This is a genomic window from Myxococcus sp. XM-1-1-1 (assembly GCF_020037095.1).
Classification (GTDB): domain Bacteria; phylum Myxococcota; class Myxococcia; order Myxococcales; family Myxococcaceae; genus Myxococcus; species Myxococcus fulvus.
The window spans coordinates 17,085-33,517 of the sequence record NZ_JAIQDH010000006.1 but is presented as its reverse complement, the minus strand read 5'-3'; the positions used below and the strand labels follow the sequence as shown (position 1 = coordinate 33,517).

The 16,433-nt window shown below is 70.2% G+C and carries 9 protein-coding genes; 5 read left to right on the top strand and 4 right to left on the bottom strand.

Features of this window, described 5'->3' with window-relative positions; genetic code table 11:
- Positions 1-80 precede the first annotated feature (80 nt).
- Entirely contained in the window at positions 81-1,328 is a 1,248-nt protein-coding gene (locus tag K8640_RS14025) for a tetratricopeptide repeat protein (protein ID WP_223747500.1), read from the top strand.
- Positions 1,325-2,359, top strand: coding sequence for a PAAR domain-containing protein (locus tag K8640_RS14020; protein WP_141326449.1), 1,035 nt, complete (start codon positions 1,325-1,327; stop codon positions 2,357-2,359). Before K8640_RS14025 ends, K8640_RS14020 begins: the two co-directional genes overlap by 4 nt.
- Positions 2,360-2,368: 9 nt before the next feature.
- On the opposite strand, the gene K8640_RS14015 is transcribed toward K8640_RS14020, so the two are convergent.
- The 3 genes from K8640_RS14015 to K8640_RS14005 all read right to left on the bottom strand — a co-directional run bounded on the left by K8640_RS14015 (position 2,369) and on the right by K8640_RS14005 (position 9,415).
- Positions 2,369-4,849 (bottom strand): kelch repeat-containing protein, encoded by a 2,481-nt coding sequence (locus tag K8640_RS14015; protein ID WP_223747499.1) that lies wholly within the window; start codon positions 4,847-4,849, stop codon positions 2,369-2,371.
- Complete coding sequence (locus K8640_RS14010) at positions 4,846-5,625, bottom strand: hypothetical protein (RefSeq protein ID WP_223747498.1); 780 nt, start codon at positions 5,623-5,625, stop codon at positions 4,846-4,848. The genes K8640_RS14015 and K8640_RS14010 overlap by 4 nt, the downstream gene beginning before the upstream one ends.
- A 241-nt stretch (positions 5,626-5,866) precedes the next feature.
- On the bottom strand, positions 5,867-9,415 hold the full coding sequence (locus tag K8640_RS14005) for a MopE-related protein (protein ID WP_223747497.1): 3,549 nt from the start codon (positions 9,413-9,415) through the stop codon (positions 5,867-5,869).
- Between the two features lie 221 nt (positions 9,416-9,636).
- On the opposite strand from K8640_RS14005, the gene hflX reads away from it, so the two are divergent.
- On the top strand, positions 9,637-11,097 hold the full coding sequence (hflX, locus tag K8640_RS14000) for a GTPase HflX (protein ID WP_223747496.1): 1,461 nt from the start codon (positions 9,637-9,639) through the stop codon (positions 11,095-11,097).
- Between the two features lie 143 nt (positions 11,098-11,240).
- Positions 11,241-13,235: a S8 family serine peptidase gene (locus K8640_RS13995; RefSeq protein ID WP_223747495.1), complete on the top strand. Its 1,995-nt coding sequence runs from the start codon at positions 11,241-11,243 to the stop codon at positions 13,233-13,235.
- Between the two features lie 63 nt (positions 13,236-13,298).
- Here K8640_RS13995 and K8640_RS13990 read toward each other — a convergent pair whose 3' ends face one another.
- Positions 13,299-14,132, bottom strand: a complete 834-nt coding sequence (locus K8640_RS13990; protein WP_223747494.1) for a hypothetical protein — start codon at positions 14,130-14,132, stop codon at positions 13,299-13,301.
- Between the two features lie 527 nt (positions 14,133-14,659).
- Between K8640_RS13990 and K8640_RS13985 the strand changes: the two genes are divergently transcribed.
- Positions 14,660-16,432, top strand: a complete 1,773-nt coding sequence (locus K8640_RS13985) for a DUF692 family multinuclear iron-containing protein (protein ID WP_223747493.1) — start codon at positions 14,660-14,662, stop codon at positions 16,430-16,432.
- The last annotated feature ends 1 nt before the right edge of the window (position 16,433 follow it).

The window sequence follows — 16,433 nt, the reverse complement described above, 5'->3', positions numbered from 1 at the left end:
AGCCCGGACAGATAGTGCCGCGAGCATTTGACGGAGCGTCTCGTCTGGACAGGCACGGTGGGGTTACACTCATCAAAACCATGCGGCGCAAGCTCCAGGAACTCCAAGACACACTCGGTGGCTTCGTGGACCAGCGAGACCACCTGCTGCTCGTCATCGGCTGTCACGAGGCCGAGGCGGCCTGGGTCCACAAGACACTCAAGGGATTGGACGAGGAGACGCCCTCGGACCTCTTCCTCCTCTTCGCGCACGAGGCCCGCTCCGCCACGCAATACGTCACCGACGTGCTGGCCAACCTGGAGGCGCAGCTGGAGGGCGCCAACCTCACCCGCAAGCAGAACGGCGAGGCCCCCTGGCCCGCACTGCCCGGCCGCTGTCAGGACCCTCGCGAGAGTCCGGGCGCACGGCTGCGCTCCGCCATCGAGCACGTGCGGGGCCTGCTGCCTCCGGATGGGGACCACCGGCTCGTCTGGGCGCTCGTGCCCATGAAGATCGAGGACCGGACGGGCTACTCCCACCTGGTGGGGCAGCTGTTGCCACACGACGGCTTCCAGCCCTGGATGCGCTCGCTGCGCATCATCGTGCGCGATGAGAAGGAGCCGCCCTTCCTCGTGCCCGCGCTCAGGAAGCTCCAGGTGCCGGGCGTGCTCGTGTACGAGCCGGACCTGAGCACCGCGGCGCTGACGGACAGCCTGGCGCAGGAGTCGGTGGACCCCGCCCTCCCCGTCCCCGAGCGGATGCAGGCCCTGCTCCAGCTGGCCGCGCTGGACTACGCGCACAAGCGCTACCCGGCCGCGCTGGAGAAGTATGGGCTGCTCCACACGTACTACGCCGAGCAGGGGCTGAAGGAATTGCAGGCGCTGTGTCTGCAAGGCGCTGGCGACGTGCTGCGGGCGGTGGGCAAGCTCGCGCTGGCCAAGGAGCGCTACCAGCAGGGGCTGGCGGTGGCGGTGAACACCCTGGCGCTCCCCATCCTCATCAACCTGTCCATGGCCGCGGGGGACGTGAGCATGGAGCTCAAGCAGTACACGGAGGCGGAGGGGTACTTCGACATCACCGACAGGGTGGCCGCCAAGGCGCTCAACCCCTATCCCAAGGCGGACGCCCTGGAGAAGCTGGGGCTCGCGCGCTACCTGCGCAAGGATTTGGGCAAGGCCGTGGTGACGTGGACGGGCGCGGCGGCGTTCTGTCGCTCCGTGGAGTACACTGCGAGGCTGAGGTCCGTGCTCCAGCGGCTGGAGAAGGTGTATGGCGAAGCGGGGATGGTGACGGAGCAGCGCGCCTGCAAGAAGGAACTCCAAAGCCTGCCGAGGGAAGGCCAGACATGAGCAACCCCAGGGCCAGCACCTCCGCGAACAGCGCGGTCCGCGACGCGCAGCAGCCCCCCCAGCCCGCACCGCCGCTCATGCAGCCCACGGGGGAGAACGTCGCGGTCGACTCGTTCGCCTCGGTGGTCAACCGGACCACGGACCCCTTCCGGCAGGCGCCGCCCGCGCACCAGGGGGCGGTGGGCGCCGTCAACCAGGCGCTGGGGGGCGTGCTGGGCCTCATCAACGCGCCGGTGGAGCTGCTCAACACGGGCTTCGCGCTGGCGACCGCGCCCCTCGCCGCCCTGTTCCCCGCGCTGCCGGCGGCGACGCTCACCGCGCTGCACGTGGGCCTGCCCCACCCGCACGCCCATCCTCCGAGCCTCATCCCTCCGGCGCCGCCCATCCCGCTGCCCAGCATCGGCACGGTGCTGCTCAGCGGCTGTGTGTCCGTGCTCATCAACGGCCTGCCCGCCGCGCGCGCGGGGGACGTGGGCCTGGCTGTGACGTGCGGCAGCTTCATGCCGCCGCTGGAGGTCTTCACGGGCTCGAGCAAGGTCTTCATCGGCGGCTCGCGGGCCGCGCGCATGGGCGACATCACCAAGCACTGCACGCCATCCGCGGGAGGGATGAGCAAGCTGGCGAAGGTGATGGCGGCGGCGGGGATGGCGGCCGGCGCGCTCGGGGTGGTGACGAGCGCCATGGATTCGGCGCACTCGAGCGCCGAGGCGGCCGCCGCCGACTCCGCGAACGCCGCCGCCGCCAGCGCCGCCACCGCCGCGGGGCAGGCGATAGGCGCCGCCGTGGCCGCCGCCCAGCTCGCCGCGGACGCGGCCGCCATGGCCCTGTCGATGATGGTGGGCAAGGACCCGGGCCTCATCCCGGACTTCGGCGCCATCGTCCTGGGGCAGCCCAACGTGTTGATCGGCGGCTTCCCCATGCCCTCGTGGAGCGAAGTGGCCGGCGGGCTGATGAAGCTGGTGAAGGGCCTGCGACGCGGCGTCCGCGGCGGTCGCAAGCAGGGCCGGCTCTTCTGCGCGAGCTGCATGTAGCGGGCGCGCTCACGGCATGAACAGCTCCGCTTCCCAGTGGACCCCGCCGTTGTAGCCATACCCTCCCACCACCAGCACCTTCCCCAGGGGCAGCAAGGTGGCCGTGGCGTTCTCGCGAGGCGTCAACACGCCGCTGGTGGGCGACCACTGCCCGGTGGCCGGGTCATACAGCTCGCAAGGCGAGAGGTAGAACCGGTCCTCGAAACCACCATGGCCCGTCGCGATGAGCACCTTCCCGGAGGGAAGGAGCGTGGCGGTATGCGCACCCCGCCCCTCCACGAAGGACGGGGTCTCGGTCCACGTCCCGGTGACCTCGTCGTAGAGCTCCGCGGTCGCCAGCGCGCCCTGGTCCAGCTTCTCCGAATAGCCCCCGGCCACCAGCACCTTCCCCGACGGCAGGAGCGTCGCCGTGTGGCTGCCGCGCTTGAACGTGAGGTCCTTCACGGGGGACCACCGCTCCGTCGTCGGGTCGTAGACCTCCGCGCCCTGGAGCGGTGCCGCCGTGCCCGACGTGTCCGAATAGCCGCCCGTCACCAGCACCTTGCCCGAGGGAAGCAGGGTCGCGGTGTGGGCGCTGCGCGCCGTCGTCATCGTGCCCGTGGGAGCCCAGCTCCCCGTGGCAGGGTCATACAGCACCGCCGTGGCGAGCGAGCCGTCGTCCCCATGGCCTCCCGCGACCAGGACCTTGCCCGAGGACAGCCGGGTGGCCGTGTGGAGGTCGCGTCCCTTCTCGAGCCGGCCTGCCGGGAGCCACTGCTCCGTGGCGGGGTCGAAGAGCTCCGCTTCCGCCACGTGGCTGCTGTTGTAGCCGCCGACGACCAGGACGCCACCCGACGTCAGCAAGGTCGCGGTGTGGCCATCACGCGCCACCCGCAGGGGCGGCAACGCGCGCCAGGTCCCCGACGCGGGCTCGTACCGCTCGACCGACGAGAGATAGACGAGGGTCTCGGCCACCTTGTTGCTGCCGCCCGCCACCAGGACGTGTCCGCTCGCGAGCAGCGTGGCCGTATGGTTGCCCCGCTGCACGAACAGCCGCCCCGTGTTCGTCCACGTCTTCGTTCCCGGGTCATAGACCTCGGCCGACGCCAGCGCGCCTCCGGTCCCCACGCCCCCCACCAGCAGCACCCGCCCCTCGTCCAGCAGGACGGCCGTGTGGTCACGCCGGGCCGCCGCGAGCGGCTTCGTGGATGACCAGGTCCCGGTCTCCGGGTCGAAGAGCTCCGCCGAGGCAAGCGCCTCGCCTCCCGCACCGACTCCACCGGTGATCAACACCTGGCCGGAGCGCAGCAACGTCGCCGTGTGGCCGTGCCGAGGTGCCGCCAGGGGCGGACCCGGGGTCGCCACCCGATTCTCCACATCGACCAGCACCGTCGAGCCCAGGGCCCCTCCGGCATTCCACCCCCCCGTCACCAGCACCCGCCCGGATGCGAGCAACGTCGCCGTGTGGCGGATGCGGCCCTCCCCCACCGCGTCCAGCTGCGTCCAGGTCTCCGTCGCCGAATCAAAGACATCCGCGCTGGTCGGATACCGGCCCCCCTCCGTCGTGCCTCCCGTCACCAGCACCTTCCGCCCCGCGCCCACGACGGTGGCCACGGGGCGGTCGCGGGCCACGGGCGCGCTGGCGGTCATGCTCCACCTGGGCACCGGGTCGACCCCATCCCCCGGGAAGTAGAGCTCCGAGGTGGTGACCACCGCGCTGTCATCGGAGCCTCCCGTCACCAGCACCTTGCCGCTGTATAGGAGGGCCGCGGCGTGGCCATGGCGCGCCGTCGCGGGACTCAGTGCCGCGGTCCACGTGAAGTCCTGGCTCACCAGCTCCGCGCTCTTCAGCGCGCCGCTCGCGTTGCGGCCCCCCGTCACCAGCACCGTGCCCGACGACAGCCGCACCGCCGTGTGTCCGACGCGCGCCGTGGCCATCCTCCCCGCCGGAGACCAGGCCTGGTCCCTGGGGGAATAGCCCTCCGAGACATCGAGTTCGGCGCCCGAGGACTCACCGCCGGTCACCAGCACCACGCCGGAGTACAGGAGCGTCGCCGTGTGGCCCGAGCGCGCAGCCGTGAGCCCCTGCGTGTCGCCCATCCTCGGGCACTCCGGAATGCCGATGGCGGAGACCGTCACCTGCGTGGACGCTCCCAACCGGCTGCTCGCGGTGAGCGTGACGGTCGCCGAGGAAGTCTCGACGCACTCCGGCGCGGTCCACTCGACCTCCGTCGTCGTCGCCGTGTCGCGAGCCTGGCCCAGGCTCCCCACGTTCGAGGACCAGGTGAACTGGAGCGGGTCACCCGCCGGGTCCTTCGCGCCCGCCTGGAGCCGCAGCGTCCCCTTCTTCTCCACGTAGAGCACCGAGGCCGGCACCTGCTCGAAGGCGGGCACGCACACGTCTGGATGGCGCTGGCACCAGGTCTTCTCGCCCTCATCGAAGTCGACACAGCCCGCGAGGAACACCAGGGCGCCGGAGAGCAGGACGACGAGCCACGAGCACGGCTTCACGGCCACCTCCCGGAGACGAAGGCCGAGGTGCCATCCGTGCCCAACACCACCCCGGGTTCCCGGGGCCGAGACGCTCCGCCCCAGAGGTGAAGCCCCGTGGCCACGCCCAGTCCCACCACGCCCGCGCCGGCGAGCACCGCGCTCACCGTCTGCAAGGTCCTTCCCCGCGAGGACGTGTCCTTCATCCCGGACATCGTCTCGGGGGCGCCGGACGCCTGGGTCAGCTTGGAGTGCTGCCCCCTCGCCATCAGCCACGTCACGCCCGAGCCGACCAGGAGCCCTCCCCCCACCGCGCCCGTCAACCACACCCGCCGCGGCATCGAGGCCTTCGCGCTGGAATCCGAGACCTCCGCTGCCACTGCTTGCCCGCGCGGCGGCGCCGCCGCGTCCAGCTCACGCTTCACCTGTCCTCGCAGCGACTCGAAGCGCTCGGAGACCTTGGGCGAGACGGAGAGCGGGAGCTTCGCGTCCGGCTGGAGGAACAGGGCCGCCTTGAAGGCCGCGTCGGACGAGGTCGACTGCCCCAGGTCCGCCAGGATGACGCCCTCGTAGAGCGACAACAGCGCGTCATCCGCCTGGCTCTTCGACAGCCGCTTGGCCCGGGAGATCTGCTCCAGCGCCTGCTCGTACTCGAGGTCGTTGTAGAGGCGGGTCGCGGCCAGCACATAGGGCCGCACCGTGCCCTGCTCCTGCGCCCTCGCCGGGAGCGGCGCGCTCCCCAGCACCAGGCTCATCACCACCACGAGAATGGGACGCGTCCGAACAGAAGTCTTCATGGGCTCCACGAGCAGGCACTCCGTCGTGAAGCCCCAGCTGAAGACAGACACCGGCACGCTGGCGACAGGGCCTCGCAAGACTGTCCCCCATCCAACAGAAACCCAGACCCAGGGCTCCCATGTCTGGAGAAAGCTCGACCCGAGGCGGAAATGAGCGCCGCCTCGTTGGCACGTCCTCCGCGAGCAGGGGGAGCCCGCGGAGGACGTTGGCCCACCGTGGAGGACACGATGGGGGCCGACTTCAGGGACGACAGTCGGAGGCGTTGTTGTCGCTGGTGTCCTTGTTGTTGAGGACGAACGGGAACCCGCACCCGGCCGGAGAGCCGCACGACTCGCGGCCCGCGAGCGGGTTGCCGCAGCCGTCACCGTCGCGGTCCTCGTACCAGATCAACCGCTGGAAGACGCCCGAGCGGGTGTCGTCGCAGTCATCCGGCTCGGTCGCCAGATAGGTCCCCTGCACCAGGACGTTGCCCGTCGCGGGGTCCACCAGGTTCGTCGGGTTGGTGCACCAGCGCAGCTTGAAGCCCGGGCCCGCGTGGCCGTCCCGGTCCGCGTCGCCGTACCAGAGCCGCGTCCCGCCCGCCGAGGCCGGCAGGTCCGGGTCCACGTCGTTCTTGTCCCCGTCGCAGTCGTTGTCCACCTGGTCGGAGAAGGCCCCCGCCTCGCACAGCTCCGTCCGGCCCGGGTTCACGCTCGCGTTCGCGTCGTTGCAGTCGCTGGAATCCTCCACGTAGCCCGCGGGGCGGACGCACCGCTTCTGCGTGTCCGTCTTCACACCGTACCCATCCCCGTCCGCGTCGCGGTACCAGGCGGTGCCGTTGACGGCGCCCTCCGTGTTCCCATCGCAGTTGTTGTCCACCTGCGGCCCCGTCAGCTCACAGACCTCCGACTGCGCGGGGCTGATGCTGGCGCTGGTGTCGTCACAGTCCGTGCGGTTGTTGACGTAGCCGGGGCCAGGAGACGCGCACGACGCCACGGGGCTCACGGCGCCGTTGCCATAGCCATCTCCATCCGCGTCCGGGTACCAGGACCGGGTGGCGATGCCCTCGTCCACGGCGCCATCGCAGTCGTTGTCCAGGGAGTCGCACAGCTCGGGCGCGCCGGGCTTCACCGTGGCGTTGCCGTCATGGCAGTCCACCTTGCTGTTCACGTAGCCAGGGGGCGCGGTGCAGGCGAGCACGCGGAACGTCTCGTTGCTGGTGCCCACGCCGTCTCCATCCGCGTCCGGGTACCAGGCGTTCAGCACGCCCTCGTCCACGGCGCCGTCGCAGTTGTTGTCCCGACCGTCGCAGACCTCCGTCGCCCCCGGGCGGACCGCGGAGCGGGAGTCATCACAGTCCTGGTTGTTGGAGACGTGGCCCGCCGCCGAGCAGGCGACGACGACGACCAGCGGATTGCCGAAGCCGTCTCCATCCGCGTCACGGAAGAAGTTGGACTTCACGCCTTCGTCGGTGTCGAAGTTGCAGTTGTTGTCGAGACCATCGCAGACCTCCGCGGCCCCCGGATACATCCTCGGTCCGTTCGGTCCGGTGTCGTTGCAGTCGTCGCTGACGGCGGAGTAGCCATTGGGACGGGTGCACGCCAGGGTGGTCGCCGTCGGCACGCCGTGACCGTCGCCATCCACGTCGCGGTAGAAGGTGGTCTGGACGCCCTCGTCCACGGCGCCGTCGCAGTTGTTGTCCCGGAGGTCGCAGACCTCGCTGGCGCCCGGATACGTGGTGTCGCGGGTGTCGTCGCAGTCCGTCCTGCTCGCCACGTGCTGGGGCGGAGCCGCGCAGGCCTTCACGGCCGTCGCATCGCTGCGACCGTGGCCGTCACCGTCGCTGTCCGGGTACCAGGACGGCCAGTGGCCCTGGTCGTCGTCGATGGCGCCGTCACAGTTGTTGTCCTTGAGGTCGCAGACCTCGGGCGCGCCCTGGTAGATGGAGGCGTCATTGTCCGTCGTGTAGTCGGGGTTCTCGGGCGGCGCGTCGCACTCCTGTCGAACGTCGGGCCCATAGACAATCCAGCCCGAGCTCTCCGGAGGCGCACAGCGCAGTTGCACGGTGCTGAGATAGACGGCCCTGTCGCCATCCAGGTCCAGGACCCAGTCCTTGGGGTTGAGCGGATTGGCGCCCGGGTCATCCCCCTTCAGCCCGTCACAGTTGTTGTCGATCTCCGACTCCGGCGTGGCCTCGCAGAGCTCATCGGCGCCTGGATAGACGGTGTTGAGCGTGTCGTCGCAGTCGCCGTCGGTGAGCGCCCGCCGGCTCCCCGCCGCGGGCTCGCCACACACGCGCGAGGAGCCCGCGCTCGTTCCGAACCCATCACTGTCGTTGTCGACGAACCACGTGCGAGGCCCATGGCCGAGCACCAGGTAGACGGCGCCCGCGTTGCTGCTGAACCCAGGCGCGCCGACGGCGAAGTCGGCCGAGCCGTCCGCGTCCACGTCGCCGAGCGCCACCAGGGACCTGCCCAGCTCGCTGGCCGCCGCGGGCCCCATGAGTCGGCCGCCCGCCGACAGAGAGACGTTCCCCGTGAACCGCGTCGCCGAGCCGTAGACTCCATACACGGCGCCCGTGCTGGCGGTATGGCCGGGAGCGCCGATGAGGAGGTCCTTGAAGCCGTCGCCGTTCATGTCCCCCGGCGCGAGGACCGCGGAGCCCGCGAGGTCTCCCGCGATGCCCGAGAAGCGCGGCTGCGCCGCCAGGGAGGACGACGTCACGCCACTGCCGCCGTAGACGAGGTAGGCCTTGCCCGCGATGCCGCCCGTGGACGGAGCGCCGATGAGCAGGTCCTCCAACCCGTCTCCATCCAGGTCTCCCGCGCTGGCCACCGCCGAGCCCACGAGCTCGTTCGCCACGGTTCCCGTCAACACGACGTTCGCCGTCGCGAAGTTCTGCAACCCCGCCACCGGACCGAAGAAGACGAAGACCGCACCGGCGTCCGCCACCGCGCCCACGTCATAACGGGGCGCGCCCACCACCAGGTCCTTGATGCCGTCACCGTTCACATCCACCACGGCCACGGACGTTCCCGCCTGGTAGTTCGTCTGCGTCAGTCCACCCAGGACCTTGATGGGCGCGGAGGCGAGCTGCCCGCTCGAGGACGTCGTCACCGCCCCGCTGAAGGCATAGATGGCACCCGTGTCCTGATACGTCGCGGACGAGTCGTAGAAAGGCGCCCCCACGATGACGTCGGGCTGCCCGTCCCCGGTGATGTCTCCAATCGCAAGCGAGGTGCCCGCCTGCTCCGCGGACGTCGTCACGCCCCTCCACCGCTGGCTCGTCGACGTGAGCGGCCGGTCTCCACCGAAGATGGCGCTGCCCTCGACGGGATACGCAATGCCTTGCGAGGTGCTGAACCCCGGGGCGCCCATGAGCAGGTCGTTCGCGGGACCCGTGACGAAGTCCCCCACCGCGACCGCCGCCCCCAGCCTGTTCGCGGCCACCTCACCTTCGTAGCGCGTCGAATAGAAGCGGATGTCCAGCAGGTGCGGCTGGGGCGGCCCCAGGGGAACGACGTGGGTGTAGCCCTTGAGCGCCGTCGTGGCCCCTGGCGCGCCGATGACGAGCTCGGGGACACCGTCGCCATTCAGGTCACCCGCGGCGAGCGATGCGCCCGAGCGGGAGCTCGCGGCACCCGTGAAGCGTCTCGCGGCGGATGCGGGGAGCGCGGTCGCGGCGGCGGGAGTCCACTTGCAGAGGGGGTCGCCCGGCAACTCCTGCGCCTGGGTCGCGGAGTCCTCGGTCTCGCTCGTCTCCGGCTCGGAACACGAAGCCAGGGCGAGCCCCGACAGGAGCAATGCCAATCGTCTATTCACGGACATGCCTTTGGTGGAAGGGCCCCGGGAAAGGGCAAGCGCCTTCTACACGCACACGGAAAGTATGAGCACGCAATTTCGCATTTCAATCAATCGGGCCCGTTCCGCGTGATTCCAAGTCCAGACAAGGCTTTGCGAGTGTCTCCAGGGTGCCCGGAGGGGGTTCAGCTCTACCCCACCCCGGGCCCGCACCGTGCTACGAGGGCCCCATGTCGAAGACGCCGCCCACCTCCCGCCCGCCTGTCGTCCTCGTGGGCGTCCAGTTCCCCACCGTGTCGGACACGGAGCACGCCGCGGACCTCGCGGAGCTGACGCGGCTGGTGCACACGCTGGGCTACGACGCCGTGGCGACGGTGAGCCAACGCCGGGGCGCGCTCGCCACCGGGACGGTGCTCGGCAAGGGGAAGCTCAAGGACCTGGCCGCGCTCACCGGGGGCCCGGGCGTCGTGTCGTCGGGCGCGCGTGACAGGACCAGCAAGGCCCGCGCGAAGTGGGAGGCCGCCCAGGAGGAAGGCGCCGAGGACGACGCCCCCGAGCCCTCTGGCGACGGGCCGGAGGCGGTCGACGCTCCCGAGGAGGATTTCGACCCCGAGGACGAGGAGACGTCCGAGACCGAGCTGGACGCGAGCGGCCCCCGGCCCACGATGGTGGTGGTGGACCACGAGCTGTCGCCCAGCCAGCTTCGCAACCTGGAGAAGGCCACGGGCGTCCCGGTGATGGACCGCACCGGCGTCATCGTCGACATCTTCCACCGACACGCGCGCAGCCACGAGGCCCGGATGCAGGTGGAGATCGCCCGGCTCAGCTACCTGGCGCCGCGGCTCAGGGAGTCCTCGGGCGGGAGCGAGCGCCAGCAGGGGCGCGGCTCCGGAGACTCCGCGCTGGAGCTGGACCGGCGGAAGATCCGCGACCGGCTGGCGGAGCTGCGCGCGGGGCTCGCCTCCATCGAGAAGGAGCAGGACCAGCGTCGGTACGCCCGCCGCGAGCAGCTCCGCGTGGCCCTGGTCGGCTACACCAACGCGGGCAAGTCCTCCCTGATGCGCGCGCTCACCGGGAGCGAGGTCCTGGTCGCCGACCAGCTCTTCGCCACGCTGGACACCACCGTGCGCGCGCTGCATCCGGAGACACGCCCCCGCGTGCTCGTCTCCGACACCGTGGGCTTCATCCAGAAGCTGCCGCATGACCTGGTCGCCTCGTTCCGCTCCACCCTGGACGAGGCGCTGGAGGCGTCGCTGCTTCTGTACGTGGTGGACGCCTCCGACCCGACGTGGCCCTCACAGCTGGAGGTCACCCGGACCGTGCTGCGTGAGATTGGCGCCGACGTGGTGCCGAGCAAGCTGTTGCTCAACAAGTGCGACCGGCTGGAGGAGGCCGCTCGCGACGCCCTGCGCGCCGAGCACCCGGACGCGGTGCTGCTGTCCGCCCACCGCCCCGAGGACGTCGCCTGCCTGCGCCTGGACATCCTCCGCTTCTTCGAGGCGTCCATGGTGGAGGCCCAGTTGAACATCCCGTACTCGAGCCAGGGACGCCTCGGCGAGGTGTATGAGCACACCACCGTGCTGGCCGAGGAGTACGACGAGCACGGCCGGAAGCTGCGCGTGCGCGGCCTGCCCGCCGCGATTGCAAGGCTCACGCGCGCCTTTCCCGCGGAACAGACGGAGCCAGGCTGATTCCCATCCAGTACGTCGTGACACTCGGCCATTGAGAAAACAGGGCAACGATTCAACAGACGGACCGTGCGTTCATCTGGCGGATGGTTGTCCGTGCATTCCTCTTGTTAGGAATCCGGGTCCACCTTGAAAAGGGGTTCCCGATGTCTCACTGGAGAAGTGTCGTCGCATTGGTCGCGGGGTTGTGGAGCACCACCTCGCTCGCGCAGGCGCCCGTCTTCCGCGCGGAGCAGGGCCGCGCGGGGCAGCTTCGCGACGAGCGTGGCCGAACCCTCTACCTCGTCGACCTGGAGGAGTCCGCGACGCACGCGTTCCTGGCGAAGGCAGCGCCCCCGGCCGACGGCTTCGACAGCCACCACGACCTGCCGACCCGGCACCTGGTCAATGACTTGCGTCTGGCGCACGCCGTCACGCCCACGCACCTCGTCAGTCACGTCGGGAAGAGCTTCTCGGCCTATCTCACCGAGGAGCAGGTGGAGCGGCTGAGCAAGGACCCTCGCGTCAAGCGGCTCACCGAGGACGCGCCCGTGGACTTCAGCGCCGTGTGGAGCAACTCCGGGACGACGACCGTCACGCCCTGGGGCATCCAGGCCGTCGGCGGTTCACAGACGAGCAATGGCTCGCGCACCGTCTATGTGCTCGACACCGGCGTGGCGCCTCACACGAACCTCCCGTTCCTCGAGCGGCTCGTGGCCATTCCCGGGAACTCCCCCACGGGCTGCTATCCGCACGCGACGCATGTGGCGGGAATCATCGGCGCCAGACCCACACCCCAGGGCGGAGTGGTGGGCGTCAACAAGGGAGCGCGCATCGTCTCGGTGGCCGTCGGACAGAATGAGCCGGGCGTCACGACCTGCTCGTCCGGGGGGACCTACGTGGGAATCGGGCTGGGGCTGGACCTCATCTATTCGCGCATCCTCGCCTCCGGCACGGTCGGCATCATCAACATCTCGATGAACGGCCCCGACTTCAAGGAGGGCAGGACGCTCGGCGACAAGATGCGGGTCCTCGCGACCCCGAACCCGTCCGTGGGATATCCCGGCGCGTTCATCGCCCAGTCCGCCGGGAACGACCACCGGGACGCGTGCAACTCCTCGTTCAACACGCCCAGCCCCAGCGACGGAATCATGGTCGTCGGCGCCATCGACAGCAACGCCCAACCTGTCCAACTGCTGGCGGGCGTGAACGCCATCCGCAACCAGCCGCTCGCGGGCGATGGCGCGGGCTCGAACTACGGCCGGTGCGTGGAGACGTGGGCTCCCGGCAACGTCATCCGCTCGACGTGGCCCGGGGGCTACGCCGACCTGTCCGGCACGTCGATGGCGGCGCCGCACGTCGCGGGCCTCGCCTCGTTCCTCGCGGAATCGCAAGGACTGACGACCCCCGCGCAGATCGAACAGGCGGTCCGGGCGCACCACGTGACGAACTCCGGCTCCACCGCGACGGTGCCCAACCTGCAGCTTCAGTCCGTCATCGCCCAGCCCACGGTGGCGCTCGGCAACAACGGCCTCGCCGGCCACTTCCAGCAGTACAACAGCGACCCGTTCATCCTGCGCTACGGCTCGAGCGGCGCGGCGCGGTGCTCCATCAAGTCCTATCGGAACAACGTCCTCCAATCCCAGGCCGTGAACCTCACGCCCAACGGCACGGTGCCCACGGCGCCGCAGACACCGGGCCAGTACCGGTGGGTGCTGGAGTGCGCGAACGCCGCCAACACGCGCCTGGCCACCAGCCAGATCACGGCGACCATCGTTCGGGGCATCACCAAGGTGGTCTGGGTCATCAGGAGCACGAGCACGGGCAATGTCCCGCAGGAGTTCTCCGGGGCGAGCGTCCGCATCGACACGAACCGGTTCTCCTGGGCCCCCGACACGATGGTGTCCCAACGCTACGAGAGCGTGGGCGCCGACGCGTGCGTGGTGACGACCACGGGGCTCAGGAACTTCGGTTGGGACACTCATGAGTTGTGGAACAGCGGCACCTATCCCCCGTCGCTCGACTTCGGGACGCTCCTGCTGGGCAACCCGGCCACGCTGCCGGCGCCCGGGCCCTTCGACCTGATTCGCTGGCACGTCGAGTGTACCAACGCCGAGGGCAGCTCCCTGGGCGCCACGATCCACGGCTTCCAGAGCCTCTGAGGCGAGCACGCCCCCAGGACGCCGGGCTTCCCAGGGCGGAGGCCCGGCATCCCTGGCCGCGCGTTACTTCACGCAGTTGCCCCAGCCGCGCTTGCCGTTCATGACGGACATCTCCCAGTAGCGCGTGCCCGCGTTGTAGTCGACGCTCACGCCATCGGTGAAGCTGTTGTCATCGAACTTCCCGCCCACGCCGGAGAGCGCGCACGCGACGCCGCCCGGGTTGTACGCCAGCGTCTCCGTGAAGCCGCCCGGGTCCCCGGCGATCCACAGCCAGCCGCCATGGTCCTCGGGCACGTTCACGCAGACGGCCCGGCCGCCGCCGGCGCCCGACAGGTTGCCACCCAGGTACCAGTTGAGGCCGTCGTTCCACACGCGCACGTAGTCGGAGTTCGACGCGAAGCCGCCGGACGCCGTCACCTGCGTGAGGAAGCAGCGCCGCTGCGCCGTCACGGCGCCGAGCAGCCGGGCCGCCTGGCCCTGGGCCCAGGACATCTCCGTCGTCCGTCCGGCCGACGTGTAGATGCACTGCACGCCCACTCCCAACGCCTTGCTGTTGTTGTGGCTCACGAAGAGGATGTAGTCGCCCGCGGACTGGAGCACGCCACCGGTGGCCCAGCGGCCCGCCACCGCGGGCTTCAGGTTGCCTTGCACCCCCGAGAGGAAGCACGTGCGGCCCGTCGTCGTCCCGATGTTGGTGGACGTGTAGCCGTTGGCCGTGGTCCCCCACCAGTAGGCGTTCTCGACGCCGACGGCCTGCGTGGTCTCGCCCGTCTCCTCCGCCACGGGCGCGGGAGCGCCCTCGGTGCCTGGAGCCTCCTGCTCCACCCCACAGCCCACCGCGAAGGCCGCCAGAGGCATGGCCAGACACCAGCGCTTCATCACAGTCATCCGGTTCATCGTCCCAACCCTTTCCAGAGAGACATCGGAACGCTCCTCGCGTGACGCCACGGGATGCGGCGCAGCGGGACAGAGCGGGTTGGCCCCTGAGCAACGGGGGTGCCAGCGGGCGCGCCCTCGGAGCACCTGCATTCTCCAGCAAGCGTTGCCGTGAATGCGTGCGATGGGGGCGGCAAGGCCGGCCGGGGGACGGCAGGGATTGCCGCCCACGAGCGAGCCTGGTTCAGGAACGACCCCTCCCCCAGTGAATCCTTCTTGACAGAGAGTCGCACTGCGGGCGAGATTCCTCTTCACCATGAACAATCTCAGCTCACTCCCCAAGTCTCAGTCGGCTCGGTCTCCGCAGAACGTCGAGACCGAAGAGTTCAAGCTGGAAATGCTCGACTGCGGCCCTGGCTATACCTACTCCAACAGCGAGGCGGTCTGTTTCAGCTGCTTCTGTGGCAGCGGCTGTCTGTGTGGCTGCACGGGCACGTCCGACCCCTCCGCCTGATTCAACGCCCGGACGCCGACGCCCCGTGGTCTCTTTGCGTGAACTGCCATTCCTCGGCGTCGGCATCGGCTTCCGGCCGGAGCTGCAGAAGGAGCAGTCGAGGCATCTGGATCGGATCGACTGGTTCGAGCTGATCGCCGACCGCTACCTGCGATCCGTGCCCGAGAGCATCGAGCGCGCCCGGGCCATGAAGGGCCGTCAGGCGCTCGTGCCCCATGGTCTCGAGCTGTCCGTCGGGACCGAGGGGCCTCTGGACCCCGCCTACTGTGACGAGGTCGCGGAGCTGGTGCGCACGCTGCGCGCGCCCTTCTACAGCGACCATCTGTGCATGACGAAGGCCGGGGGGTTCGAGATCGGCCAGCTCACCCCGCTGCCGTTCACGGAGGCCGCCGCGCGTCGAGCAGCCCGGAAGGCCCGCGACATCCAGCGGATGCTGGGCGTGCCGTTCCTGCTCGAGAACGTCTCCTACAGCTTCGCCTTCCCCAGCCCGATGACCGAGCAGGCCTTCGTGTCGCGGGTCGTCACCGAGGCGGACTGCGGCCTGCTGCTGGACCTCACCAACGTCTTCATCAACTCCCAGAACCACCGGTACGACCCGTACGCCTTCCTGGAGGCGCTCCCCCTGGAGCGCGTCATCCAGATCCACCTGGCGGGGGGCGAGAAGCACGGCGGACGCTGGGTGGACAGCCACAGCCAGTCCGTCGACGCGCATCCGGAGGTGTGGCGCCTGCTGGAGTACGTCGTGGCTCGCAGCCCGGTGCGCGCCGTGCTGATTGAACGGGACCAGAACTTCCCCGAGGAGTTCCAGGAGATGCTCCAGGACATCGAGCACGCCCGGGACATCCTCGGACGCCGGGGCACCGTGGAGCCCCCGCTCCCCGCCGCCCGCCCGCTGGACCTGGACGCCTCCCCCACGCCCCTGCCCGTGGATGAGCCGCGCTTCCAGGCCGCGCTGGCCCGCATCATCGTGGACCCGGGCCTGCGCCAGCGCTTCCTGGAGGCGCCGGCCGCGACGTGCGCCGCGCTGGAGCTGAGCGCGCCCGCCACCGAGGCCCTGCTCCAGGCGGGTCCGGCGCACATCGACCTGTTCGGGCGCGAGGTCGCCGCCAAGCGCTTCGCCCTGCTGGCCAAGATCGCGCCAGCGACGCTCAAGCTGCTCCAGAAGGAGCGGCTGCTGCACGGCCTCACCACCCGCTTCGTCGCCACGTACCTGCCGCGCGAGTCACGGGAGTATCCCAATCGCTCCGTGCGCGACGGCTTCTGGCTGTTGGACCTGGTGGAGCAGCTGTTCACCGACGGCGAGCTCCAGCTTCCGCACCTGCGAGACATCGCCCGCTTCGAGCGCGCCCAGCTGAGCCTCTACTCCACGCTGCCCCCGGTGGAGAGCGCGCTGGCCGCCCACGCCGCTCGCGACGCGCGCCCGGAGCCCACCGACGCCGAGCTGCTCACGGCGCGCCCCCACCTGGGTGCCCACACGCGGGTGGAGCGCTTCGGGTGTGACGTCATCGAAGCCATCCGCCGGGTGACGAGCGGGGCCTCGCTGGAGGACGTCGCCACCACGCCCACCCTCATCCTCTTCCTCAAGGCGCCAGGCTGGCGCAACGTGCAGCCCCTGGGCATCAACGAGCGCACGGCCACCGTGCTCTCGCTGTGCGATGGCCAGTGCACCACCGAGGAGCTGCTCGCGCGGCTCGCGTCGCGGGGCTCGCCAGGGGACAAGGACCGGACCGAGGCGGGGGGGCTCAAGCTCATCCGGGACCTCCACCGCCTGGGCGCCGTCATGCTGGACTTGGGCTTGAAGCAGTGAA